The 24,202-nt window shown below is 65.8% G+C and carries 20 protein-coding genes; 13 read left to right on the top strand and 7 right to left on the bottom strand.

Annotated features, from left to right (window positions below; genetic code table 11):
* Nucleotides 1–43 precede the first annotated feature (43 nt).
* From A8G00_RS17890 to A8G00_RS17875, 4 genes are read left to right on the top strand one after another with little or no spacing between them, the layout of a single operon-like run.
* Nucleotides 44–1,417, top strand: coding sequence for an MFS transporter (locus tag A8G00_RS17890; protein WP_025551181.1), 1,374 nt, complete (start codon nt 44–46; stop codon nt 1,415–1,417).
* Nucleotides 1,417–2,370, top strand: coding sequence for an alpha/beta hydrolase (locus A8G00_RS17885; protein WP_103001319.1), 954 nt, complete (start codon nt 1,417–1,419; stop codon nt 2,368–2,370). Before A8G00_RS17890 ends, A8G00_RS17885 begins: the two co-directional genes overlap by 1 nt.
* Before the next feature lie 20 nt (nt 2,371–2,390).
* Nucleotides 2,391–3,305 carry an amidohydrolase gene (locus A8G00_RS17880; protein WP_099186946.1) on the top strand — a complete coding sequence of 305 codons (915 nt, stop codon included), beginning with the start codon at nt 2,391–2,393 and terminating at the stop codon, nt 3,303–3,305.
* A complete protein-coding gene (locus tag A8G00_RS17875; RefSeq protein WP_216365638.1) occupies nt 3,295–4,107 on the top strand; it encodes an amidohydrolase in 813 nt (270 codons plus the stop codon). Before A8G00_RS17880 ends, A8G00_RS17875 begins: the two co-directional genes overlap by 11 nt.
* Here the strand turns inward: A8G00_RS17875 and A8G00_RS17870 are convergent.
* Nucleotides 4,095–4,550 carry a PaaI family thioesterase gene (locus tag A8G00_RS17870; RefSeq protein ID WP_025551176.1) on the bottom strand — a complete coding sequence of 152 codons (456 nt, stop codon included), beginning with the start codon at nt 4,548–4,550 and terminating at the stop codon, nt 4,095–4,097. The two genes, A8G00_RS17875 and A8G00_RS17870, sit on opposite strands and share 13 nt — an antisense overlap.
* Before the next feature lie 83 nt (nt 4,551–4,633).
* Here A8G00_RS17870 and A8G00_RS17865 point away from each other — a divergent pair, with 83 nt between their 5' ends.
* A complete protein-coding gene (locus A8G00_RS17865; RefSeq protein WP_061938208.1) occupies nt 4,634–5,560 on the top strand; it encodes a 3-keto-5-aminohexanoate cleavage protein in 927 nt (308 codons plus the stop codon).
* A 109-nt stretch (nt 5,561–5,669) separates the two neighbouring features.
* Here the strand turns inward: A8G00_RS17865 and A8G00_RS17860 are convergent, their stop codons facing one another.
* Nucleotides 5,670–7,046 (bottom strand): MFS transporter, encoded by a 1,377-nt coding sequence (locus A8G00_RS17860; protein ID WP_025551172.1) that lies wholly within the window; start codon nt 7,044–7,046, stop codon nt 5,670–5,672.
* 548 nt (nt 7,047–7,594) lie between these two features.
* Between A8G00_RS17860 and A8G00_RS17855 the strand changes: the two genes are divergently transcribed.
* From A8G00_RS17855 to A8G00_RS17835, 5 genes are all read left to right on the top strand, one after another.
* Nucleotides 7,595–10,525: a TonB-dependent siderophore receptor gene (locus A8G00_RS17855; RefSeq protein ID WP_103001318.1), complete on the top strand. Its 2,931-nt coding sequence runs from the start codon at nt 7,595–7,597 to the stop codon at nt 10,523–10,525.
* 29 nt (nt 10,526–10,554) lie between these two features.
* Nucleotides 10,555–11,457 carry a hypothetical protein gene (locus tag A8G00_RS17850; protein ID WP_103001317.1) on the top strand — a complete coding sequence of 301 codons (903 nt, stop codon included), beginning with the start codon at nt 10,555–10,557 and terminating at the stop codon, nt 11,455–11,457.
* Nucleotides 11,458–11,467: 10 nt separating this feature from the next.
* Complete coding sequence (locus A8G00_RS17845; RefSeq protein ID WP_065847108.1) at nt 11,468–12,244, top strand: HpcH/HpaI aldolase/citrate lyase family protein; 777 nt, start codon at nt 11,468–11,470, stop codon at nt 12,242–12,244.
* Between the two features lie 16 nt (nt 12,245–12,260).
* Entirely contained in the window at nt 12,261–13,199 is a 939-nt protein-coding gene (locus A8G00_RS17840) for a DUF6282 family protein (RefSeq protein ID WP_061938269.1), read from the top strand.
* A 175-nt stretch (nt 13,200–13,374) separates the two neighbouring features.
* Nucleotides 13,375–14,352: a LacI family DNA-binding transcriptional regulator gene (locus tag A8G00_RS17835; RefSeq protein ID WP_064232704.1), complete on the top strand. Its 978-nt coding sequence runs from the start codon at nt 13,375–13,377 to the stop codon at nt 14,350–14,352.
* Nucleotides 14,353–14,534: 182 nt separating this feature from the next.
* On the opposite strand, the gene A8G00_RS17830 is transcribed toward A8G00_RS17835, so the two are convergent.
* Nucleotides 14,535–14,921 (bottom strand): carboxymuconolactone decarboxylase family protein, encoded by a 387-nt coding sequence (locus A8G00_RS17830; RefSeq protein WP_044660637.1) that lies wholly within the window; start codon nt 14,919–14,921, stop codon nt 14,535–14,537.
* Between the two features lie 93 nt (nt 14,922–15,014).
* On the opposite strand from A8G00_RS17830, the gene A8G00_RS17825 reads away from it, so the two are divergent.
* A complete protein-coding gene (locus A8G00_RS17825; protein WP_216365637.1) occupies nt 15,015–15,794 on the top strand; it encodes an SDR family NAD(P)-dependent oxidoreductase in 780 nt (259 codons plus the stop codon).
* Nucleotides 15,795–15,932: 138 nt separating this feature from the next.
* On the opposite strand, the gene A8G00_RS17820 is transcribed toward A8G00_RS17825, so the two are convergent.
* From A8G00_RS17820 to A8G00_RS17805, 4 genes are all read right to left on the bottom strand, one after another.
* Nucleotides 15,933–17,555 (bottom strand): thiamine pyrophosphate-binding protein, encoded by a 1,623-nt coding sequence (locus tag A8G00_RS17820; RefSeq protein ID WP_103001316.1) that lies wholly within the window; start codon nt 17,553–17,555, stop codon nt 15,933–15,935.
* A gap of 42 nt (nt 17,556–17,597) precedes the next feature.
* The gene (locus A8G00_RS17815) at nt 17,598–18,515 is read right to left on the bottom strand and encodes a TauD/TfdA family dioxygenase (RefSeq protein ID WP_200887663.1); all 918 of its coding nucleotides are present in this window, start codon (nt 18,513–18,515) and stop codon (nt 17,598–17,600) included.
* A gap of 86 nt (nt 18,516–18,601) precedes the next feature.
* Nucleotides 18,602–20,026, bottom strand: coding sequence for an NAD-dependent succinate-semialdehyde dehydrogenase (locus A8G00_RS17810; protein ID WP_103001315.1), 1,425 nt, complete (start codon nt 20,024–20,026; stop codon nt 18,602–18,604).
* 45 nt (nt 20,027–20,071) lie between these two features.
* Nucleotides 20,072–20,548 (bottom strand): hypothetical protein, encoded by a 477-nt coding sequence (locus A8G00_RS17805; protein WP_025551965.1) that lies wholly within the window; start codon nt 20,546–20,548, stop codon nt 20,072–20,074.
* A gap of 192 nt (nt 20,549–20,740) precedes the next feature.
* Between A8G00_RS17805 and A8G00_RS17800 the strand changes: the two genes are divergently transcribed.
* Nucleotides 20,741–22,609: an NAD(P)/FAD-dependent oxidoreductase gene (locus tag A8G00_RS17800; RefSeq protein ID WP_253258029.1), complete on the top strand. Its 1,869-nt coding sequence runs from the start codon at nt 20,741–20,743 to the stop codon at nt 22,607–22,609.
* Nucleotides 22,606–24,057: an MFS transporter gene (locus A8G00_RS17795; RefSeq protein WP_103001314.1), complete on the top strand. Its 1,452-nt coding sequence runs from the start codon at nt 22,606–22,608 to the stop codon at nt 24,055–24,057. The genes A8G00_RS17800 and A8G00_RS17795 overlap by 4 nt, the downstream gene beginning before the upstream one ends.
* Nucleotides 24,058–24,202: the final 145 nt, after the last annotated feature.

Here is a 24,202-nt window from a genome sequence, read left to right as displayed (position 1 = left end):
GCGAATAAGCGGAGGTGACGGAGATGGCGCCGGAGGCAATCAGATGAGCGGTGGAGCCCCGATCGATGCGGTGCGCACGGGTTCCGGCCCGGAAGCGGCGGTGGGCGCAGCGCTCGATAGCATCACCTCCGCCCGGCTGCGGATCGTCCCGCCGCTGCTGCTGGGCTTCGTCATGCTGTTCGATTCATGGGACAGCATCGCCATCGCCTATGTCATGCCCTCGCTCACCCGCGAATGGGGCCTGACGCCGGTCGCCGCGGGCAGCCTGATCTCGGCCGGCTATGCCGGGCAGTTCGTCGGGGCGATCCTGCTTGGGTCGCTGGCCGAACGCTTCGGCCGTATGCCGGTATTCCTGGTCTCCGTCGTCTGGATGGGATTGCTGGCGATCTTCTGCGCGCTGACGCCGGGCTATGGCGCACTGTTTGCCCTGCGCATCGTCCAGGGCGTGGCGATCGGCGGCGCGCTGCCGGTGTCGATCACCTATATCAACGAAATCGCGCCCTCCGCCACGCGCGGCCGCTATTTCGGCATATTCCAGTTCATCACCATGGCGGGCTATGCCGCCGCATCCTTTTCCAGCACGGTCGTCATCCCTCATCTCGGATGGCGCTGGCTGTTCGCCTTCGGGGCGATTCCCCTGCTGATCCTGCCGGTGGTGCTGCTGCTGCTCCCGGAATCACCGCGCTGGCTGGTGCGCAGCGGCCGGGCGGACGACGCGGCGAAGGCGCTGCGCAAGTTCGGCTATGCCGCCGCCGATCCACAGGCGCTCCGTTCGTCCGAACCGTCCGCCGGGCCAGCGCCCCGCCTGCCCGCGACCATATTGTTCGCGCCCGAATTCCGCCGCCGCACGACCGTCGTCATGCTGCTCTGGTTCTTCACCTCCTTCGCCAGTTTCGGGCTGACGACCTGGCTGCCGTCCATCTATGTGTCGGTCTTCCATATCCCGGTGGCGACGGCGTTGCGCTATTCCGCGACGGCCAGCCTGCTGTTCCTGGTCCTCGCGCCGACCATCGCGCTGGTGATCGACAGCGTGGGCCGCCGTCCGCTGGCGATCGGCGGATCGCTGATCGCGACCGTCGCGCTGCTGACGCTGGGCTTCACCCTGCCGAAGGACGTGGCGATCCTGGTGCCGCTGGTGATCGCGGGTCAGCTCTCGATCTTCACCGGCTCCATCGTCCTCTGGCCCTATACGGCGGAAACCTATCCCACCCATGTCCGCGCCGTCGCGCTGGGGCTCAGCAGTTCGCTGGCGCGCGGCGCATCCACCCTGACGCCGGTCGTGGTGGGCGCGATCCTGGCCAGCGGCGCGTCGGTCGCCATCGTCTTCGGCATATTCGGCCTCTGCGCCGCCGGGGCGCTGATCCTGTGGGTCACGGCCACGCGGGAAACCGCCCGGATGCGGCTGGACGCGATCTGATGGCGGCCACCCTGCAAGCCGGGCTGGACCCCGACGCCCGCGCTGTGCTCGACCTCATGGAGGCGAGCGGCCGGCCGCCGCTCCATCTTCTGAGCGTTGAAGAGGCGCGGGCGGCGATCCGCATGTCGCTGGAAACGCTGGGAAAGCCGCCGCCGCCCGTCCGGGAGGCGGATCTTTGGGCGGACGGGCCGCGCGGCGCCGTTTCCCTCAGGCTCTACCGGCCCATGCAAGTGCCGGACGATGCGCCTCTGCCCGCCATGCTCTATTTTCACGGCGGCGGCTGGATGACCGGCGACCTCGCCTATGGCGCATGGTTCTGCGCCTCGCTGGCGGAGCGGGCCGGCATCGCCATGCTGTCGGTGGATTACCGGCTGGCGCCGGAATATCCCTTTCCCGCGGGGCTGGAGGATTGCATGGCCGCGCTCCGCCATGCCCGTCGCGATGCTGCGGCGCTGGGCATCGACGCAGGACGGATCGCCGTCGGGGGCGACTCGGCGGGCGGCAATCTCGCGGCGGCCTGCGCGCTATGGGCACGCGATGAAGGCCTGCCGCTCAGCGCGCAGATATTGATCTATCCCGTCACCGATCTGGTGGAGGAGCATGAGTCCTACCGCCGCAATGCCGATGGTTTCGGCCTGACCGCGGACATGATGCGGTGGTTCCGCACGGCCTATCGCAACGGAGCGGACCCCGCCGATTGGCGCATGTCGCCGCTGCGCGCGCCCCGGCTGGAGGGTGTCGCGCCGGCATGGGTGCTGACCTGCGGTTTCGATCCCCTGTGCGGCGAGGGCGACGCCTATGCGGATCGGCTGGCGGCGGCCGGCGTGCCGGTGAAGCATATCCGCCATGCCGACCAGATCCACGGCTTTTTGATGTGGCCGAAAATGATGCGCGCATCCGACCGGGCCTTGTCCGGCATGGCGCGGGAATTGCGCGCCAGGCTGTTCGCCTGAGCCAGCAGGAGAGCTTGAATATGGCAGAAGACCCGATTTTCGACACCCATGCGCATCTGATCGCGGATGACGATGTCGCCTATCCGCCGTCGCCCATGCGCGGCACGACCCATGTCACGCAGATGAACTACACGGCCACCGCCGAATGGCTGATTGACCGGATGGACCGCAATGGCGTCGGCAAGGCATGCATTGTCCAGCGCGGCCATGTCTATGGTTATGACAACAGCTATATCGTCGATTCGGGCAGGAAATATCCCGACCGTTTCGTGCCGGTGGTGATATTGGACGCGCAGGACCCCGAAACGCCCGCCAAATACCGGGACATGGTGTTGAACCACGGCGTGCGCGGCCTGCGCTTCGCCCAGACGCATTTCGAATTCTTCGATACCGCCTGGATGAATTCGCCCAATGCCATGGAATGCTGGCGGACGGCGGCCGAACTGGGAACGCCGGTGGCGATCATCTTCTTCCGCAGGCATTTGTCCTGGGGGCTGCCGGCCCTGAAGTTCATCGCGGAATATCTGCCGTCGCTGAAGATCATCGTCGATCATATCGGCACGCCGCACACCCTCTCCAACCCGGAAAAGGCGCGCTATGTCGCGGCGGGTCTGGACAGCAGCATGCCGCCGCCGCCGGATTTCGGCATTGCCGATACCATCTCGATCTTCGAAGGGCTGCCCAATATCAGCTTCAAGTTCACGGAGATCAACATGGAGCGGCTGGCCGACCAGAAGGCGGAACCGGCCGCGTTCATCCGGCGGCTGGCGGATGTCTTCGGCGCGGACCGGCTGATGTGGGGCTCCGATCTGGGCCAGAGCGAATGGCCCTATGAGGAAAAGGCGGCGGCGGCGCGAAGGGCGGCGGCCCAACTCGGCCCCGACGAACGCCGCGCCTTCCTCTATGAAACGGCGGAGAGGCTTTATGAGCGCTGAGGTCCAGATGAGCGTCGAGGTCCGGGTCGACACGCACGCCCATATCTGGGGGCCCGCCATGCCCTTCTGGAGCAGGGCGTGGAAAAGGCCCGACTATGCCTATACGGTGGAAACCTATCTCGACACGCTGGACGCCAACGGCGTCGATTTCGCGGTGATCGCGGCGGCCAGCCTGTTCGGAACCTATAATGACTATGTCATCCGCGCCCTGCGGCAGCACAGGCGCCTGCGCGGAACCGTGATCGTCGATCCGGAAATCGGGATGTACGATCTGGAGGGCATGCGCCGCGACGGGGTGGTGGGGGTGCGTTTGCAGCTTTTCCACACCGACCTGCCGGATTTCGCTGCCGACGGCTATAATCGCCTGTTCCACCGGCTGCGCGACATGGACATGCATGTCCATGTGAATGTCGAGGCGCACCGTCTGCCATCGGTGCTGGATGGCCTCAGGCCCAGCGGGGTCAAGGTGGTGATCGACCATTTCGGCTGGCCGGATGCGGAAAAGGGGCTGGACTGCCCCGGCTTCCAGGCGGCGGTCCGGGCCTGTCAGGACGGCATGGCCTGGGTGAAGCTGTCCGGCGGCTTCCGCCGGCCCGATCAGGACATAGCCCGCATGTTCGCGCAGGCCTATGTCGAGCGGGTCGGGACGGAACGGCTGTTCTGGGGCAGCGACGCGCCGTTCGTGGGGGCGGAAGGGACGGTGACGCATCGGCAGACGCTGGACCAGCTTGGCTATTGGCTGCCCGACGCGGCGGTGCGCGCCGCGATCCATCGCAGCGCCCATGATTTCTACTTCGCCTGACCGGAGCGGGTGGAGGGAAGCTTGAAGACGCCGCTGCCGCGCGCGACAGCACCATCGGGCCCCAGCAGCACGCCGTCGCAGAAGGCGAGGGACCGGGTCGCGCGCAGCAGGCGGACGCGGGATTCCAGCCAGTCGCCCGGTTGCGCCCCCCGCATGAAGTCGACGGACAGCGATATGGTCGGCGCGTGGGACACGGCACAGCCCGCCTGCGCGTTCTGGCCCAGGCAGACGTCGAGAATGGATGACAGCCAACCGCCATGGGCGAAACCGGAATAGCTGCAATTATGCGGCGCGACCCGGAAACCCAGCCGGACGGCTTCCTCCGCCGCCGGTTCGAAGGGGTCCGCGATATAGAAGGGACCGTTCAGATGCTGGAAGGGATCGACGTCGGCGCCTTCCTTGACGCGCCAGCCGGGCGGGGCGGATTGTTCGATTGGGCTCATGGGGGTCTCCATTGTCGCTTGCCGCGGGCGTGAGATACCGGTACCAATTTCTCTAGGGACAGGATGATGGAAAGGCAAATGATATGAAGAAGGGAAAGGTCATCATAAGCTGCGCGCTGACAGGGAGCATGCATACGCCGACCATGTCGCCGTTCCTGCCGGTCGCGCCGGAAAAGATCGCCGAGGAGGGCATCGCGGCCCACCGGGCGGGCGCGGCGATATTGCACCTGCACGCCCGCGATCCCGAAAATGGCCGTCCGACGCCGTCTGCCGAGGTCTTCATGCAGTTCCTGCCGCAACTTCACGCGGAAACCGACGCGGTGATCAACATCAGCACCGGCGGCGGACCCGGCATGACGTTGGAGGAAAGGCTGCGCGCGGCGGTTCAGGTCAGTCCCGAACTCTGTTCGCTCAACATGGGCTGCATGAACATCAACCTGTCGGAACTGGCGAGCCGCCACGACTTCAAATATGACTGGGAAAAGCCCTTTCTGGAGGCGACGGAAGATCTGGTCGCCAAGAACACCTTCCGCGACATACGCCACATCATCGAGACATTGGGTCCGGGCGGCACCCGGTTCGAGATGGAATGCTACGAGATCGGCCATCTCCACAATATCGCCTTCTTCGCGGACAAGGGGCTGCTGAAGCCGCCTTTCCTGATCCAGTCGGTGCTGGGCGTGACCGGCGGCATGAGCGCCGACGCCGACAGCGTCTATTTCATGCGCCAGACCGCCGACCGGCTGTTCGGCGGCGATTATATCTGGTCGCTGTTCGGCGCTGGACGGCACCAGATGGGCGTGTGCACCATGGGCGCGCTGATGGGATCGAGCGTTCGCGTGGGACTGGAGGACAGCCTGTTCATCTCCCGGGGGCAACTGGCGAACAGCAATGCCGACCAGGTGCTCAAGATCCGCCGGATATTGGACGAGCTGGGCCTGGAAGTCGCAACCGCGGAGGAGGCGCGCCAGATGCTGGGGCTGAAGGGCCGGGCCAATATCAACCTCTGATCCGCCATTCGCCCTGATCTGCGGGTAATGGCCCAAGAAGCGTCATGCTGAACCTGTTTCAGCATGACGCAGGATTCGATCGGGAAAGATGATCATGCGGGCCCTGAGCCTAAATCGTCTCCAGCTTCCGCCGCGCCGTTTCCGTGGTCGCGAAGATCCAGAGCAGCGCCGCCCCGAAGGCAAAGGCCGCAAATGCGCTGTAGACCAGTGAAATGGCGGCCCCGGTGCTCAATATCACGCCGACGAACAGCGGCGTCAGCATGGACGCGGCGCGCGCCATCGAACTGGAAACGCCCATGCCCACCGCGCGCAGATGCGTGGGGAAGCTCTCCGCCGTATAGGGCCACTGGATGAAGGAACTGAGCGCGCTGCCCAGCGTGCCGATCACCACCAGCGCCACCAGCGGTCCGGTCTCGAAGCGGAAGAGGGCAAGCGACAGCAAGGCCAGCCCCGCCGCCAGGCAGCCGCCGATCGCATAGGGCCGCCGCCCCACCCGATCCATGGTCGCACCGATGAACGGCGTCGCGAGCAGGAACAATATGGGCGTCGCCGCCGCATAGCGCAGGGCGTCCGCCAGCGCTATGCCGTAAACCGTCACGAAGATCGACGGCGCCCAGGTGGTCAGCCCGAAATTGGTGAAGGCGACCGTGAACCAGATGCTCATCAGGATGATCGTCGATGCGCGCTGTTGCGGCGCGAACAGAGCGGAAATCGGTATCCTCGCCGGCTCCCGAAGGCGCGGCGCCGCCTGCCGCAGGTCGCCGTCCGACAGGTCGATCCTGCCCCCCAGCTTCGCCAGCGCGCCCGGAACCTGCCCGGCGCGGCCGGTGCGGGCCAGCCAGCGCGGCGATTCCGGCAGGGTCAGCATCACCACCGGCAACAGCAGCAGCGGAATGCCGCCCAGCCCGATCAGCCAGCGCCATCCCAGTTCCGGTATGATGACTGTGCTGGACAGGGATGCCGCCGCATAGCCGCTCATGCACAGCCACTGGAAGATCATGAAGTAGCGGCCGCGGGTCATCGTCGGCGCGAGTTCGTTGATATAGGTGATCGATACCGGCAACGCCCCGCCGATCGCCAGTCCCTGGACGAAGCGGATCGCCAGCAGCGCCTCCGGCCCCGGCGCCACCGTGCAGGCGATCGCCAGCGTCGCCATCGCCAGGACCGATCCGACGAACACCGGCATGCGCCCGAACCGTTCGGCAAGCGATCCCAGGGCTATGGCGCCCAGGAACTGGCCGATATATCCCGAGGAGATGAGCGCCCCCATCATCGCGGGATGCAGCCCCCATTCGCGCGACAGCGACGGCATGACATAGGCGATGGCGATGCTGTCCCAGGAATCGAACAGCATGATGAAGCCCATCAGCAAGGGCGCCAATATGCCGACGCGAAAGGTGCGGAGATTGTCGAGCGCCTCCCCCACGCGCAGTTCCAGCGGACTGGCGGCCGTCCTGTCGGCATGAGCAGCGGTCAGGCTGTCCATCTTGCGATCCTCTCCCTTTACGATCGGAAACGAAGCGGTTTCCCGCCCTTGCTTGTTGAAGCGTCTTAGCCTTCCGGAAAGCCGGGCGCAATGATACCGGTCTCAACATTCCGAGCATGCAGGCGCGCGGCTTTGTCGCGATGGTCGCGGAAGCGCGGCGGAAGAAGCGCCGCCGTCCCTGTTCCTGCCCCGAATTTCCGTCCATTCAGGCTGATGGAGCGCGGATTCCCCACCCGTAGGCGCGCCGGAACGACGCAACGCCCGCAGCTTCGCCGGTTCAGCAAAAAATCTCGTCCTATGCTATATCCACAAATTATGCTCTGATCATACGGGCCGAACATGCGGCATAGTGAAGAGGCGCTTTTCCTTGCTTGAACAGGCAGCCAGGGCCTGAAATCATGGCTGCTGTCCTGCGCCAGACCCGCCGGCATCGCAAATTTCCGATCCGGCGCCATTTGACAGCGCCCTGTCTCTGAGATACCGGTAACACATATTCCGCCACCGTTGAGACGTCGCCTGGCAGGAAAAATAAGAGGAGGAGGGGTGAAATGAACTTGCAGGGTGCATTGCTTTGCCGCAGCTCGGCCTTCGCGCTGACATGCGCGACCATTGCGGCGCTGTCGCCGGCCATGGCGCAGGACAATCCTCCGCAGGCGCAGTCGGACGCCGCCGCAGGCGTCAGCGATGCGGACATCGTCGTCACCGGTTCGCGCGTCGGCCGCAAGGGCTATGACGCGCCGACGCCGGTCAATGTCGTGGGGGAAGAAAGGCTTCAGCAACTCGCGATCGACAATGTGGCGGATGCGCTGAACCAGATTCCGTCCTTCCGCCCCATCAATACGCCGGCTTCGACCTTTTTCCGCGTGTCCGGCAATATCGGCGCCCGCACGCTCGACCTGCGCGGGCTGGGCGCCACGCGGACGCTGACGCTGGTGGACGGCCGCCGCTTCGTGCCCAGCGCGGATGACGGCACGGTCGACATCAACGGCGTCCCCTCCATGCTGATCCAGCGGACCGAAGTGGTGACCGGCGGCGCCTCGGCGGCCTATGGCGCGAACGCCGTGTCGGGCGTCGTGAACCTGATCCTCGATACGAAGCTCAACGGCTTCAAGGCGAATGCCAGCTATGGCATCAGCCAGCGGGGCGACGCCTCCAGCCTGTTCGTCGGCGCGGCGGGCGGCACGGATTTCGCGGGCGGGCGCGGGCATGTCGTCGCGGCGATCGAATATGCAAGGGAAGGCGGCATCGGCCCGTGCGAGGAACGGAGCTGGTGCACGCGCTACACCAATTATGTGCCCAATCCCGGCTATAACACCGCCACCCGGACCAGCACCAACGGCCTTCCGGCCACGCTGGTCCTTCAGGGCACGTCCTTCGTCTATAATGAGAACGGCATCGTCGTCGGCGCGCGCAAGCCCAATGGCACGGGCGGCACGATCACCCTGGGTCAGCAGGTGCTGAACACCGGCGCCACCTCCCTGCCCAATGCGTTGCGCGGCAAGCAGTTCGATTCCAACGGCAATCTGGTCCCCTATCAGTTCGGCAATTATCTGAGCGGCATATTGCAGCAGCTCGACGACCCGACGCAGCCCTATGCGCTGGGCCTCAGTCCGCTGCCGCTGATGGTGCCGACCAAGCATGTGTCGGGGACGGTGCATGCCGATTATGAACTGACGGATTCCATCACGGCTTCGGTCGAATTCATGTATTCGAAGGTCACGGGCGGTCCGACCGCGCGTTCCGCGCCGCTCGACGCAGGTGTCGCGATCAATATCAACAATCCCTATGTGTCCGATGCGACCCGCGCGACCATCCTCGCCGCCGATCCGGCGATCACCCATCTGGTCATCAATTCCTCAAGCTGGGCGCTGGGCAGCCTGTCCAAGGCGACGAGCAAGGTGGATACCTATCGCGGCGCCTTCGCTCTCAAGGGACAATTGTCCGACCAGTGGGATTGGGACGCCTATTACACCTATGGCCGCGTCGACAGCCGGGTCGGCGCCGACAACAACCGCCTGGCCGAATGGAACAACGCGCTGGACGTGGTGTCCGCGCCCGCCGGCCTTCCGGGCATAGCGGCGGGCACGCCGATCTGCCGGTCCACCATCGCCAACCCGGCCAATGGCTGCATACCGATCAATCTGTTCGGCTTCGGCAATATCAGCCAGGCGGCCATCGACCGCTATATCGTGCCCGAATGGCAGACCCGCCGGTTCGAACAGCACGCCGCCGCCGTCAACCTGCGCGGCTCGCTCTTCTCCACCTGGGCCGGCGACGTGAAACTCGCGCTGGGCGGCGAATGGCGCCGCGACACGGCGGAGGGAGAGGTCGATCCGAATACGGCCGCGGGACGGTTCATCGCCGCCAACGGCTCGGCGCTTCCCTTCACGAAGACCAGCGTGGTCGAAGGCTATGTGGAGGTCGCCGTCCCGCTGCTCAAGGACTCTCCGCTCGGGCGGTCGCTCGATGTCGACGGGGCGATCCGCCAGACGCATTACGATCCCTTCGGCGACGCCACCACCTGGAAGCTGGGCGCGGTCTACCGCCCCATCGACGACATCACCTTCCGCGTGACACGCTCGCGCGACATCCGGGCGCCATCCGCCCGCGAATCCAGCCCCAACGCCACGACGATCCAGCTCCCGCTGCCCGATCCGTTCGTGGGCGGCACGACCAGCCAGTTCGTGGTGACGGGCGGCAATCCGGGACTGAACCTGGAAAAGGGCGACACCTTCACCGCCGGCGTGGTGCTGAGGCCGTCCTTCATCCGCAACTTCAACCTGTCGATCGACTATTATGACATCAAGGTGGAAGGCGCGATCGACTCCCTGACCGGCACCGCGATCGCCAATGCCTGCAAGCAGAAGAACCTGCTCTGCAACCTGATCCAGTTCAATCCCAACGGGTCGATCAACACCGTCTTCTCCAATTTCCAGAACCTCAGCAAGCTGCATGCGGAGGGTCTGGAACTCGTCTCCGACTTCCAGGTGCCGGCTCTGGGCGGGAACTTCAATTTCCAGGTCAACGGCAATTATGTGATCGACCTGTCGACCATCGACGCGACCGGGGTGAAGACCCAGCTCGACAACTGGACCGGCAATGCCGGATCGGTGACGAACATCCAGGGCGTGCCGCGCTGGAAACTGGACGGGGTGATCACCTATTCGCGGCCGACCTGGTCCATGACCTTCCACGGGCGCTACATTCCCCGCGCCCTGCTGGACCCGACCAAGATCGGGCCGGAACAGGACGGCTATGACATCAACGATCCCAACAGCATCAGCGAGAACCATATTTCCTCGCGCTTCTATCTCGACATGACGGGAACGCTGAAGGTCAACGAGTCCTTCGAGATTTTCGCCACGGTGAACAATGTCTTCGACAAGGACCAGCCGGAGGAACTGCGGCTGATCGGCAATCCGTTGCATTTCGATCCGATCGGGCGTTTCTTCAAGATCGGGGTGCGGACGCGGTGGTGACGATATGGGGCGGGTACTGGAGGTAATCGATGTACGACAAGACCGACCTTCGTTCGACACTGGCTGGCTCGCCCGCCGGGGCCGCGCCGGTGGACCGGCTCTACGACGCGGAATATGGCCTGTTCTACCGCGATCCGCCGGTGGAGGAGGATGCCCGCGGCAGAAGCTGGTATGTGCGGGGGCAGAATTTCGTCATCGCCTATAGCGAGGCGCTGCCCGGCGCGGTCTTCGAACGGACCGGGCAGGCGGACGAATATATGGTCCTGCTGCCCGATGAAGACACCCCCGCCATCGCCGCCGCAGGGGACCGGACCGAACGGAGCGGGGGATATGCGCTGTTCGTCATGCCGCCGGGGGACAGCCGGCTGGTGCTGGAGAAGGGCGGGCGCGTCGTCCGCATCTTCTCCGCCCAGTCGCCCGATCTGGTGGCGAAATGCCCCAATGCGGACGCCTATGCGGATCGGCATGCGAACATCCCGCCCTTCCGGCCATGGCCGGAACCGCCCGACGGGTACAGGGTCCGCCACTATTCGCTCGACGTGCCGGTCGAAGGCGGCCGGTTCGGCCGCATCTGGCGTTGCACCACGATCATGCTCAACATCCCCAACAGGCAGAAGGGACCGCGCGATCTCACCAGGGTGTCGCCGCACCATCATGACGATTTCGAACAATGTTCGCTCGCGCTGGAGGGGGAATGGCGGCACCATATGCGCTGGCCCTGGGCCGTGGACATGAACAAATGGCATGACGATGTCCATGCCAGGGTGGACTCGCCATCGGTGACGGTGATCCCGGCGCAGGTGATCCACACCTCCACCTGGCATTCGGACGTCAATCAACTGGTCGACATCTTCGCGCCGCCGCGCCTCGACTTCTCGCTGAAGCCCGGATGGGTGCTGAACGAGAGCGACTATCCGATGCCGGCGCAATAGGAGGGATATTTTGGATCGCAAACCAAGCTTGATCGATCGGCTGAAGGCGAAGGACGCATTCCTTGTCGGCACCTGGGCGAAGATTCCCTCGTTGGAGACGGTCGAACTGATCGGCCATGCCGGTTTCGACTTCGCCGTGGTGGACATGGAACATGCGCCGCACAGCTTCCAGTCGGCTTATCAGGCCATCGCCACGGCGCAGGCGGTGGGGCTTTATGCGATGGCCCGCCTGCCGGACCGCAGCGGCGGCGCGGTCCAGAGGCTGCTCGACGCGGGCATAGACGGGCTGCTGGTCCCCCGGGTGGAGACGCCGGAGATCGCGGCGGATGTGACGGCGGCCATGGCCTTCCCGCCACTGGGGTCGCGGGGCATGGGCTATACCTCGCGTGCGGCCCGCTGGGGGCTGGACAGCGCGGCCGACTATCTGGAGCGGGGGCGCAACCATGTCATGCGCGGCGTGCAGATCGAGGATATGGGCGCATTGGAGCAGATCGAGGGCATATTGGCCGCCCCCGCGCTCAATGCCGTGTTCATCGGCTTCGGGGATCTGGCGCTGAGTTCGGGCCTGCCCGGATCGCACCCGACCCTGCGCGGGCTGGAGGCGAAGGTGCTGGCGGCCGCCAGGGCGAAGGGCGTGCCCTGCGGCACCGCCGTGCAGACGCCGGAGGAAGCGGTGCGCTGCCGCGAGGCGGGCTATTCCTTCGTCATGATCAGCGCCGACACGACCCTGTTCGCGCATGCGGCGCGCAGATTGATGGACGACACGAGAAATGCGTTGGGGCGCTGAAAGCAAAGAGGCGAACATGGTTTCACTATTGGACGAAAATGTCGCGGATCAGGCGTTGGAGGATCGGATTTCCAGCCTGCTGGTCGGCGCGGTCGACATGCATTGCCATAGCGGCCCGTCGGTCATGCCCCGGTCGCTCGACCATATGGAGGCGTTGCAGGATGCGGCGGACGCGGGCTTCCGCGCCATGCTGATCAAGGATCATTATTATTCCGCCACGCCGATCACCGAACTGCTCAACCGGACGCACGGCCATTTGAAGGTGCAGTTGTTTTCGGGCGTGCCGCTCAACAACACCACCGGCGGCTTCAACAAATATGCCGTCGATCACGGCATTGCCCTCGGCGCCCGGCTGGTGTGGATGCCGACCTTCGCCTCGAAGAACCATGTCGAGGCGGACCAGAAGCGGAAAAAGGGCTTCCCCCACACCAGCAAGCCGCTGCTGCCGCCCGATCCGCTGACGCCGCTCGACGCCAACGGCGCGCTGAAGGACGAGGTGAAGGAGATACTCGACATCATCGCGGAACATGACGTCATCCTGTCCGGCGGCCACCTCCATATCTCCGAAATCTTCCCGGTGTTCGAGGAAGCGCGGAAGCGCGGCGTCAGGCGGCTGCTGGTCAATCACCCCACCTTCATCATCGGCGCCTCGCTGGACGACATCAGGCAGTTGGTGACGATGGGCGCCTATATCGAACATTCGCTGTGCATGTTCATCCAGATGATCGGCCGCGAACAGGCGATGTTCCCGCCGGAGGAGCTGGACGCGCTGATCAGGGCGGGGACGGTCGACCGCACCATATTGGCGTCCGACCTGGGACAGGTGGGCAACGACCGCCCGGTCGACGGCTTCCGGGGCGTGATCCGCAACTGCATCGGCCTTGGCTATTCGGACGAGGACATCCGCAAGATGATCTCGACCAACGCGCTGCGGCTGCTGGGCCTGGAGGATTGAAGGGGACTGACGGCCTGCGCGGCGCGGGGGACCGCGCGCGCCGTCAGATTATCATGGCACGCCCCGCCAAGTTACGGTAACGAGCTTCCATCTGCGGAGCGCATCCCTCCGCATGAAACGATGCGAAACGAGGAGCCACTTGCCGGTATCGAAGAAAGCCAATGGGACGATCCGGATGCGCGACGTCGCGGAACGCGCGCAGGTCTCCCGCATGACGGTGTCGCGCGCGCTGAACAGCCCGGAATCCGTCAATGAAACGCTGCGCAATCGCGTGCTGGAGGCGGTGCAGGAACTGGGCTATGTCCACAACCATCTGGCGCGCAGCCTGTCGTCGCGCCGCTCCAACGTCATCGGCCTCGTCCTGCCCAGCCTGGAAAACTCCATCTTTTCCCAGACGGTGAAGGGCATATCGGACGTGCTTCGTCCGCTCGGCTATCATCTGATGGTGGCCGAAAGCTCCGACGATCCAGAGGATGAGGAGCAGGTGATCGCCGCCTTCCTGGCGCAGCGCGTGGGCGGGCTGATCCTGCATTCGACCAACCATTCGCCCACGGCGGTCAGGATGCTGAAGGCGTCGGACACGCCGGTGGTGGAAAATGGCGATTTCCCGGTCGATCCGGTCGACATGGTCGTCAGCTATTCCAACCGCGCCGCCGCCAAGGCGATGACGCTGCACCTGGCGCGGCTCGGCTACAGGCGGATCGTCTTCGCCGGGCTGGCCGCCAATCCCCGCGCCGCCGAACGCCAGCGCGGCTTTCAGGACGCCCTGGCGGAGATCGGGCAGAAATCCGACCGCAAGCATGTGGTCGCCGTCTCCCGCGGTTTCGGCGGCGGGACGGAGGCCATTTCCTATATCGATGCGAATGTGCCGGACGCCGACGCGCTGTTCTGCGCGGGCGACGTGCTGGCCGTCGGCGCGCTGCTGGAATGCGACAGGCGGGGATGGGCGGTGCCCGGCCGGCTCGCCATCGCCAGCTTCGACGATCTCGACCTGATGCGCCACGTCAGCCCGGCGATCACCTCGCTGCGCCTGCCCCGATATGAGATCGGCCGGCGCAGCGCTCAGATGATCCTCGACCGGATCGAGGAACGCACCATGCCGGTGACGACCATCGACCTGGGCTTCGAAATCGTCCAGCGCGCCAGTTCCTAGAGGGTTTTCGAAGCAGCCGGATCGGATCTGCTCCAGAGCGCACGCTCGGGTTTTCCGTTGCCGCATCCTTTCAGGCAGCAAACCGGCCCCATCCTTCGACAGGCCCAGGACAGGCTTTTTTGCACGATATTTCAGGAGCGGACTGCGAACCTTTCACCGGGGTCGGGCTGAATTCCCGCGCCTCACTCCGCCGCCTGATCCACTTCCGCAAAGGCTTCCCGCGCGATCCGCGTCGAATCCAGCCCTGCAGGCACGCCGCAATAAATGGCCACCTGAAGCAATGCTTCGCGTATCTCATCGCGGGACAGGCCGTTGGTCAGCGCCGCCTTCACATGCAGTTTCAGCTCATGGGGTCGGTTGAGCGCGCTGATCATGCCGATGTTGAGCAGGCTGCGGTCGCGCCGGGACAATCCCTCCCGGCACCATATCCTGCCCCAGCAATATTCGGTCGACAATTGCTGCATGGGACGGCTGAAATCGTCGGCATTGGCGAAGGACCGTTCGACATAGTCGGCCCCCAGCACTTCCTTGCGCAACGCCAGCCCGCGCTCATAATCTTCCGTTGCCATGATGATCTCCTCTGCCGATGGTTTGAACCGCTATTCGGGCTTGCCGAAAGACTATGCGGATGCGATACCGGTAACAACCATAAAAATCACGATATGAGCCCTATTTTTCAGGAAGGATCGAAGATGCGGCTGGATGGGAGGATTGCCGTTGTGACCGGCGCGGCGCGCGGCATTGGACGGGCGATTGCACAGGGGCTGGCCGAAGCGGGCGCCCATGTCGTGCTGACCGACGTGCAGGAGGGGGAAGCCGCCGAAGCGGCGCGGGCCATCGCCGGCGCAGGCGGCCAGGCCACCGCCTTCGGCCTGGACGTTTCCGATGCCGCTGCATGCGAAACGCTGGCGGCGCGGCTGGAGCGGGATGTCGGCCCGGTCTCCATATTGGTGAACAATGCCGGGGTGATCTATCCCGGCCGCATCGATGAGCCGGGCGCGCGGGAAAAATGGGACCGCACGCTGGCGATCAATGTCGGCGGCCCGTTCAACATGTGCCGGGCCTTCCATCCGCAGCTTCGCGCCACCCGGGGGGCGGTGATCAACCTCGCCTCCATCCGCTCCTTCGTCGCCGCGCCCAATGCGGCGGCCTATGCCGCGTCCAAGGGCGCGGTGATGCAATTGACCCGGGCGCTGGCGGTCGAATGGGGCGGGGAGGGGATCAGGGTCAACGCCATCGCCCCCGGCTTCATCGAAACCACGCTGGTTCCGGACCGGGAAAAGACGGCCGACCGCGAAGCCGCCATCCTCGCAAGGACGCCGCTGCGCCGTCAGGGACAGCCGGACGAGATTGCAGGAACGGCGGTCTATCTCGCCTCGGACGCGGCGCGCTATGTTTCGGGGGCGATCATCCCGGTGGACGGCGCTTATCTGGCCGGGTGAGAAGAGGCCATCCGGCCAGATCGCAGCCGCGATGTCGGCTCTTCCCCTCCCCTTCAGGGGAGGGGACCGAGGGTGGGGGCGTGCCCCAAAGGAAAACCAAGCCTTTAGAGGCACGCCCCCACCCAAACCGCCCGGTTCCTACCCCCGAATAGCCAGAATCTGATCGTCATAGGTCGCCGGATCGATCGTCACGTCGATCAGCGCCGGACGCCCGCTCGCCAGCGCATCGGCGAAGGCTCCGGCCAGCCCGCCTTCCTCATCGACCCGGCGGGCGTGCCAGCCGAAACCGGCGGCCACCTGCGCAAAATCGGTGTGGGAAAAATCCACCCCCGCCGGAGCCAGTTGCCGCCGCCGCTGCTTGGCCCCGATCAATGTCAGGCAGGAGTCGTTGAACAGGACGACGACGGGCTTCGCGCCGCTCTGCACGGCGGTGCCCAGTTCGCCCAGGCACATCATCGCGCCGCCGTCCCCCGTGAAGGCCACGGTGGTGCGGCCCGGATCGGCCAGGCTGGCGGCGATGGCCGCGGGAATGGCGAAGCCCATGGTCGAAAGCCCTCGCGAGATCAGGGACTGGTTGGGTTCGTCGCACCGCCACATATGCAGCACCGGCAGCATATGCGCGCCCGCGTCGATCGTGATGCGGCTGTCCGCCGGCACCGCCTGACGCGCCGCGCGGACCAGCGCCGCCGGGGAAATGCCGCTGCCGCCGAAAATCTGCGCCGCCGCCCATAATGCTTCCTTGCGCCGCGCCAGCTCTCCCGGCTCCCACCCGCTGCTGTCCGTCGCATCGTGCAGGGCGGCGATGGAAGCGGCTATGTCGCCCACCACGGATGCGGTCGGCGCGAAAAGCGGATGCTCATAGGCGTGGTTGGTGAGTTCGACCGTCGGAACAGCGCCATAGCGCCAGGGCTGCGGCGGTCCCTCGACCGGATCGAAGCCGTAGAGGATGATGAGGTCGGCCGACCCGATCAACGGCTGTTCGGGCACACCATTGGCGTAGAGGCCCAGCCCGAGCGGCGCATTTTCCGACACCACCCCCTTCGCCTTGTAGGTGGTGAGGACGGGACAGCCGGTCGCGGCGACAAAGGCGCGCAAGGCGGCGGTTCCATCCGGAGACCGCGCCTGAAGCCCCGCCAGCAGGATGGGTCGGCGGGCCGCGGCGACCAGCCTCTTCGCCTCCGCCAGCGCGGATGGGCCCGGCGCGGGAAGGTGGGCTGCGGGAAGGCGGGGCGCGGAACGGGGGGCGGGCGCCGCTTCGGCCCGGCGGCGGATGAAGGAACCGGCGACCTCCAGATAGGCGGGGCCCGGCGGATTGCCCATGGCGGCGTCGATCAGCCGGTCGACCTCCGCCATGGGATCGCCGTTCCGCAGATTGGAGGAAGCGCGCAGCATCGGCGCCAATATCGCCGTCTGGTCGATCCGCTGATGGCTGATATAGGCCTGGTCGTCTTCATAGCCGTCCGCGATCAGCAGCATCGCGGCACGATCCAGATCGGAATAGGCGACGCCATTGGCGGCGGCGGCAAGGCCCGGTCCCCGCGTGGTCATCGCCACGCCGGGCGCTCCGGTGATTTCGGCGGTGACGCAGGCCATCATCGCCGCCGACGTCTCCGTCCGCGTCAGGATGAAGCGCATGCCCTGCTTCTCCGCCGCGGCGATGAAGTCGAGATTGCACTCGCCCCCCGGCACGCCGAAGATGAAGCGCACGCCCTTTTCCGCGAGGCGGGCGACAATGGCCTCGCTTACCGTTCCAACGGTCATTCTGTCTTCCTTCCGGGCGCATGCCCTGCCAGATCGGCTTTATCAGATCGGCTGTTCCAAAGTGGGGGCGCTGTCCTCCAGCGTCACCCGGCGCATGTCGCGCGGATATTTCTTGTCGTCATAGCGCGTGCCGCGATGCATGGTGCAGCGATTGTCCCAGATGACGAGGTCCCCGACCGCCCATTGATGCGCATAGACGAACGGGCGCTGGGTCGCGAATTCGGTGAGTTCCCGGATCAGCGCCATGGCTTCGGGACGGGGCCAGCCCTCGATGGCGCCGATATGGGCGGAGAGGTAGAGGGCAAGCCGCCCGGATTCCCTGTGCAGCCGCACCAGCCGTTGCGGCACCGGCGTGCACCGTTCGACCTCCTCCGGGCTGAATGCGTCGAAACCCATCTGCTCACGGGAATAGATCAGCGAATGACAGGCGATCAGGTCCTTTGCAATGGCCTTGAGTTCGTCCGGCAGATGGTCCCATGCGACGCGGGTGTCGATATATTCGGTGGCGCCGCCGACCGGCGGGATGACGCGGGCCTGGAGCATCGACCAATAGGCCGGCGTCGGCTTGAAGCTGCTGTCGCTGTGCCACAGCAGATTGCCCAGATTATACATGCGCCGCCGGTCGTCCGCGCCCCAGATCCGGCCGTCCGGGCCCAGATTGGAGATGTCGTTGATCTTCATATTGGCGATGCGGCGTCGTTCCTGGTCGACCAGCGTCGGCGTCTCCTCGATGGTGCCGAACTGTTCGGCGAAGGCGGCCTGTTCGTCGTCGCTCATCATCTGGTTGGGGAAGACGACCACGCCATAACGGTCCATCGCGCCCTTGACCGCCGCCTTCTGCTCCTCCGTCAGCGGCCGGCGCAGGTCGATCCCCTCCGCCCGCGCGGCGAAATGGGGATGGACCGGCGTGCATGTCAGCATATCGTTCCTGTCCAACATGGTCGAATGACTGGACATCATCTTCTCCTGTCAATTGCGCAGGGCCCTGGCCCCGAAAGCGATTTGGTACCGGTCACAAACCTGTCTCTCACAAATGCGGCCCCGGTTCAAGCAAGAGACAGGCAGAGATATTTCAGCTCCAGATAATCATCCAGCCCGTAACGCGACCCCTCCCGGCCGATGCCCGATTGCTTGACGCCGCCAAAGGGCGCCACTTCGGTCGAAATGAGGCCGGTGTTGATGCCGACAATGCCGGATTCGATGCCTTCCGCCGCGCGCCAGATGCGGTTGACGTCGCGCGCGTAGAAATAGGCGGCCAGTCCGAATTCGCTGTCATTGGCAAGGGCGATGGCTTCGGCGTCGTCATCGAACTTCACCAGCGGCGCCAGGGGGCCGAAGGTCTCCTCCTCCAGCACCCGCATGCCCGGCTTCACGTCGCGCAGGATCGTCGGGGTGAAGAAGCGCGGGCCGTCGGGGGCGGGGCCGCCGCCCAGCACGATCCGCGCGCCCTTCGCCACGGCATCGTCAACGTGCCGCTGGACCTTCGCGACGGCCCGTTCGTCGATCAGGGGACCGATGTCCACGCCGGTGCGGGTTCCTTCGCCGACCCGCAGCTTCGCCGTGGCGGCGGCCAGCTTCCCGGCAAAGGCGTCATAGACGCCCGCCTGGACATAGAAGCGGTTGGCGCAGACGCAGGTCTGGCCCGCATTGCGATATTTGGACTGGATCGCGCCCATGACGGCCGCATCCAGATCGGCGTCGTCGAAGACGATGAAGGGCGCGTTGCCGCCCAGTTCCAGGCTGAGTTTCTTGATGCTGCGGGACGCCTGCTCCATCAGCAGCCGCCCGACCGCCGTCGATCCGGTGAAGCTGATCTTGCGGACCACGGGATTGCCCGTCAGTTCGGCCCCGATCTCCCGCGCGTCGCCGGTCACGACGTTGAGAAGCCCCCGCGGCACGCCCGCCTCGTCAGCGATCTGCGCTATCGCCAATGCGGTGAAGGGCGTGAGTTCCGAAGGCTTGAGCACCACCCCGCACCCAGCCGCAAGCGCCGGGGCCAGTTTGCGCGCGACCATGGCGGCGGGGAAGTTCCAGGGGGTGATCGCGGCCACGACGCCCACCGGCTGCTTCAGCACCATGATGCGCCTGTCCGGCATGGGACCGGGAATGATGTCGCCATAGGCGCGCTTCGCTTCCTCCCCGAACCATTGGAAGAAGGACGCGGCATAGGCGATCTCGCCCTTCGCCTCCGCCAGCGGCTTGCCCTGCTCCTCGGTCAGCAGCGCGGCAAGATCGTCGGCGCGCTCCAGCATCAGGGCGGCGATGCGTTGCAGGATCGCGGCCCTTTCGCCGGCCGGGCGCGCCGCCCAGGCGGGCATGGCCATGGCCGCCGCCCCTATCGCCCGCCGGCTCTCCTCCCGCCCCAGCGCCGGAACGCGGCCGATGATCCCGCCCGTCGCCGGATTGTCGACCGCGATCCACTCCCCATTGCCGACCCATTCACCCGCGATGAAACATTGTTCGCGCTTCACTGACCGTCCTTCGCCCGCATTCCGCCCGCACCCGCACTCGTCGCATCAATCCTTCAGGCTACCGGGACTCCATTTCTCATACCACGCACGCGGCGGCACGGTGGTCGGGGTGTCGCTCTTGAACAGGTTGACGAATTCCCGCGTGCGGAAACGCCAGCGGCCATCCTCGCACAGCAGCAGATGGTCGATCTGCTCCGCGATCTGGATCGGCGCGTGGGAGGGCAGCACCGGCGTCCCGTCCCCTGCGAACAGCATCATGACATTGTTCGTGCGCGCCAATCCGGGCTCGATCAGCTCGGCGCGGAAATTCGCGATGACATGGCGGTTGACGCGCGGCCCCCGGCTCTGCCGCCAGACGTAGAACTGATGGATCGCCTCGCGCCCCTTCAGGTTGAAGAAGGTGGCGTCCTCCAGATAATAGTCGCGGGTGTCCAGACCGCCATTGACGTCCACCTCATACCAATAGTCCGTCGCATTGGCGAGCAGGAGCTGGGTCAGCATGATCTTTTCTTCGGATGTCATCGCCAATTCCGTCGTCCTGTCCCTGCCGGCGCTATTGTCGCAGCGGGGGATGCCTTCCCGCCGCTCTCTCACAAGAACATAGAATAGGGCATGACGCCCTGTCCGATCACCTTTGGTTATACTCGCGCCAGAATACTTATTTTTTCCGCCGATGGGATTTTGCCACCGAAGATGGCAGGTTGAGGGTCCGCCGTGCGCGGGGCGGAAGAGGAGCAGAAGGTGAAGAGCGGACAGCATGACCGGGCGCTGGAACACTGGCTCGACGGATTTCAGGCCGCGCTGGCTGCCCGCGACACCGGCGCCGTCCTTGCTCTTTTCGCGCCCGACGAATGCTATTGGCGCGACCTGGTCGCCTTCACCTGGAACATCGCGACGATGGAGGGGCGCGAGGCCATCGGTAAAATGCTGGACGCGCAGGCCGATCCCGTCCTCCCCTTCACCGCGCGCCCGGAAGGCGCCGCCGCCGAAAGGGACGGGCTGATCGAAGGCTGGTTCGATTTCGAGACCGGCGCGGGCCGGGGCAAGGGCCATGTCCGGCTGAAGGACGGCCGTTGCTTCACCCTGCTCACCGCCCTGCAGGAACTCAAGGGTTTTGAGGAGCCGGGCGGGCGTCGCCGGCCGGAGGGCGTCGTCCATCGCGCCATCAAGGACCGGGAAACCTGGTCGGAGGCGCGGGCCGTGACCGCCCGGACGCTGGGTACGGAGGTGCAGCCCTATTGCCTGGTCGTCGGCGGCAGCCAGGGCGGGCTGGCGCTGGGCGCGCGGCTGAAGCGGCTCGGCGTCCCGACCCTCATCGTCGATGCGCTGGAAAAGCCGGGCGATGCCTGGCGCAGCCGCTACAAGTCGCTCTACCTGCACGATCCGGTCTGGATCGACCATCTGCCCTATATCCCGTTCCCGGACCATTGGCCGGTCTATACCGCCAAGGACAAGATGGGCGACTGGCTGGAAATGTATGCCCGGGTGCTGGAACTGGACTTCTGGGGCTCCACCCGCTGCACCAGGGCGCATTATGACGAAGCCGCGAAACGCTGGACGGTGACGGTCGACCGGGCGGGGCGGGAAATGGTCCTGCGCCCGGCGCAGCTGGTGCTGGCCACCGGATTGTCGGGCATCGCCAACATGCCCGTCTTCCCCGGCGCGGACAGCTTTCGCGGGGTGCAGTGCCATAGCAGCCAATATGCGGATGGCGCGGCCTTTGCCGGCAAGGCCTGCGTGGTCGTGGGTTCCAACAACTCCGCGCACGACATTTGCGTCGACCTCTGGTCGAACGACGCGAAGGTCACGATGATCCAGCGGTCGCCCACCACCGTCATCAAGGCGAGCGCGCTGCGCCGCATTTCCGAAGAAGGCCCCTATTCGGAGAAGGGGATCGCGGCAGGGATCGATACCGACCGGGCCGACCTGATCACCGCATCCACGCCCTTCCGCCTGAAGGAAGCGATGGACCGCCATAATTGCGACCGCATACGCCGGGAGGACGCGGCTTTCTACGAACGGCTGGCGGCATCCGGCTTCCAGTTCGATTTCGGGGAGGACGGGACGGCCATAGCGGGCAAATATATGCGCCGCGCCTCGGGCTATTATATCGATGTCGGCGGCTCCGACCTGATCTGCGACGGAGAGGTCAGGGTGCGGAGCGGCGTCGGCGTCGCCTCCATCACCCCCGGCGGCCTGGTGCTGACCGACGGCAGCGAGGTGGCGGCCGACGCGATCGTCTACGCGACCGGCTACGGCCCGATGGACGGCTGGGCCGAGATGCTGATCTCCCGGGAGGTCGCTGAAAAGGTGGGCCGCTGCTGGGGCCTGGGATCGGGCACCACCATGGACCCCGGTCCCTGGGAGGGGGAGCTTCGCAACATGTGGAAGCCGACCCGGCAGGAGGGGCTGTGGTTCCATGGCGGCAATCTGGCCCAGTCGCGCTTCCACTCGCTGCATCTCGCCCTTCAGATCAAGGCGCGGATGGAGGGGATCGATACCCCCGTCCACCAGCCCGAAGCCGTGATGCGGGCGCCCCTCTGCCTCCCGGAAGACGGCCTCATGGCATCGCAGGGGGCATGAGCGGCGGCTGCACGGCCGCTCCATCCGCAGATCGTTCCAGCCGGGGCAATTACCGCGTCGTCGCGCTGATCGTCGCCAGCACCATGATCATGGAGCAGATCGACGCGACCGTGCTGACCACCGCGCTGCCCACCATCGCGCGGGACTTCCGGGAACCGGTCAATGCCCTCGGTCTGGTCCTGACCGCCTATCTGCTGGCGGTGGCGGCCTTCATCCCGCTGAGCGGCCGACTGGCCGACCGGTTCGGCGCGCGGTCGGTATTGCGGGCGGCGATACTGGTCTTCATGGCGGGCTCGCTGCTCTGCGCCTTTTCGACATCGGCAGCCCAGATGGGCATGGCCCGCTTCGTGCAGGGCGCGGGCGGGGCGATGATGACCCCGGTGGGGCGGATCGCCCTGCTGCGCGTCACGCGCAGACAGGATCTGGTTTCCGCGACCGCCTGGCTGGTGACGCCCGCGCTGCTGGGCCCGATGCTGGGGCCGCCCATCGGCGGGCTGATCGTCACCCATCTGGACTGGCGCTGGATATTCTACGTCAACCTGCCGGTCGGGCTGGCGGGGATCGCCGCCATCTCCCTCCATATCGACAATGGCCGCGCCGATGCGCCGGGACGCGCAGACATTCCGGGCTTCCTGATCTGCGCCGCCGGCCTCGGTACCCTGCTGCTCGGGTGCGAAAGCGCGAGCCAGCCGGGGCGGCTGGGGCAGGCCTTGCTGCTGCTCGCCGTCGCGGGCGTGATGGCCGGAACCTATGTCCGCCATGCGGCGCGCCGGCCCGATCCGCTGCTGGACCTCACCGTGCTGCGCGACCGGTCCTTCCGCCTGTCGCTGATCGGCGGATCGCTGACCCGCATCACCCAGGGCGCGCAGCCCTTCCTGCTGCCGCTGATGTTCCAGGTGGGATTCGGCTTCAGCGCGGCGGTGAGCGGCGCGATCATGCTCGCCACGGCGGTGGGATCGCTGGTGTCGAAGGCCATCGTTTCCCCGGTGCTGCGCCGCTTGGGCTTCCGGCGCAGCCTGATCGTGAACGGCCTGCTGTCCTCGCTCTGCTACGGACTGGCGGCGGCGTTCCGGGCGGACTGGCCGGTGCCGCTGATGATGGCGGTCCTGACGCTGGCGGGCTTTTTCATGTCCTTTCAGTTCTCGGTCTACAACACGGTGGCTTATGAAGGCGTGGAGGCGGCGCGGATCAGCCGTGCGTCCAGCCTCTATTCCACATTCCAGCAATTGCTGCTGTCGCTGGGCATCTGCACCGCCTCCGTCGCGATTGAGGCGAGCATGGCCGTCCGCGGATCGGCCACGCCCCACCGGGAGGATTTCTCCGCCGCGCTGGTCGCCGTGGCCCTGATCTCGCTGTCGGCTTTCTTCGTGAACCGGCGCTTCGCCCCGGATGCCGGATCGGCCATGAGCGGCCATGTGCCGCGTGCGGAGCAGGACAGACCGAAATGAGCGCTATTGGCCAATCCAAGACATTCCCCTCCCGCAGGCGGGAGGGGTTAGGGGTGGGCGCGAGCGTAGCGAGCTTCTGACTTAGCCGTTGAAAATTCACGCTGATGTCGCGCCAGCCCACCCCCTAGCCCCCTCCCGCCTGCGG

Source organism: Sphingobium sp. SA916, assembly GCF_002894065.1.
GTDB lineage: Bacteria > Pseudomonadota > Alphaproteobacteria > Sphingomonadales > Sphingomonadaceae > Sphingobium > Sphingobium fuliginis.
Note: the sequence above shows the minus strand (reverse complement) of the source record. Positions and strands in the feature narration are given on the sequence as shown.

What these genes read in the sequence shown, in the direction of transcription:
- A8G00_RS17850 (WP_103001317.1), top strand. Translation starts at nt 10,555, where the DNA reads ATGTACGACAAGACCGACCTTCGTTCGACACTGGCTGGCTCGCCCGCC.
- A8G00_RS17805 (WP_025551965.1), bottom strand. Translation starts at nt 20,548, where the DNA reads ATGACATCCGAAGAAAAGATCATGCTGACCCAGCTCCTGCTCGCCAAT.
- A8G00_RS17830 (WP_044660637.1), bottom strand. Translation starts at nt 14,921, where the DNA reads ATGGCAACGGAAGATTATGAGCGCGGGCTGGCGTTGCGCAAGGAAGTG.
- A8G00_RS17860 (WP_025551172.1), bottom strand. Translation starts at nt 7,046, where the DNA reads ATGGACAGCCTGACCGCTGCTCATGCCGACAGGACGGCCGCCAGTCCG.
- A8G00_RS17840 (WP_061938269.1), top strand. Translation starts at nt 12,261, where the DNA reads ATGGTTTCACTATTGGACGAAAATGTCGCGGATCAGGCGTTGGAGGAT.
- A8G00_RS17820 (WP_103001316.1), bottom strand. Translation starts at nt 17,555, where the DNA reads ATGACCGTTGGAACGGTAAGCGAGGCCATTGTCGCCCGCCTCGCGGAA.
- A8G00_RS17870 (WP_025551176.1), bottom strand. Translation starts at nt 4,550, where the DNA reads ATGAGCCCAATCGAACAATCCGCCCCGCCCGGCTGGCGCGTCAAGGAA.
- A8G00_RS17880 (WP_099186946.1), top strand. Translation starts at nt 2,391, where the DNA reads ATGGCAGAAGACCCGATTTTCGACACCCATGCGCATCTGATCGCGGAT.
- A8G00_RS17835 (WP_064232704.1), top strand. Translation starts at nt 13,375, where the DNA reads ATGCGCGACGTCGCGGAACGCGCGCAGGTCTCCCGCATGACGGTGTCG.
- A8G00_RS17865 (WP_061938208.1), top strand. Translation starts at nt 4,634, where the DNA reads ATGAAGAAGGGAAAGGTCATCATAAGCTGCGCGCTGACAGGGAGCATG.
- A8G00_RS17855 (WP_103001318.1), top strand. Translation starts at nt 7,595, where the DNA reads ATGAACTTGCAGGGTGCATTGCTTTGCCGCAGCTCGGCCTTCGCGCTG.
- A8G00_RS17795 (WP_103001314.1), top strand. Translation starts at nt 22,606, where the DNA reads ATGAGCGGCGGCTGCACGGCCGCTCCATCCGCAGATCGTTCCAGCCGG.
- A8G00_RS17890 (WP_025551181.1), top strand. Translation starts at nt 44, where the DNA reads ATGAGCGGTGGAGCCCCGATCGATGCGGTGCGCACGGGTTCCGGCCCG.
- A8G00_RS17815 (WP_200887663.1), bottom strand. Translation starts at nt 18,515, where the DNA reads ATGATGTCCAGTCATTCGACCATGTTGGACAGGAACGATATGCTGACA.
- A8G00_RS17875 (WP_216365638.1), top strand. Translation starts at nt 3,295, where the DNA reads ATGAGCGCTGAGGTCCAGATGAGCGTCGAGGTCCGGGTCGACACGCAC.
- A8G00_RS17825 (WP_216365637.1), top strand. Translation starts at nt 15,015, where the DNA reads ATGAGCCCTATTTTTCAGGAAGGATCGAAGATGCGGCTGGATGGGAGG.
- A8G00_RS17885 (WP_103001319.1), top strand. Translation starts at nt 1,417, where the DNA reads ATGGCGGCCACCCTGCAAGCCGGGCTGGACCCCGACGCCCGCGCTGTG.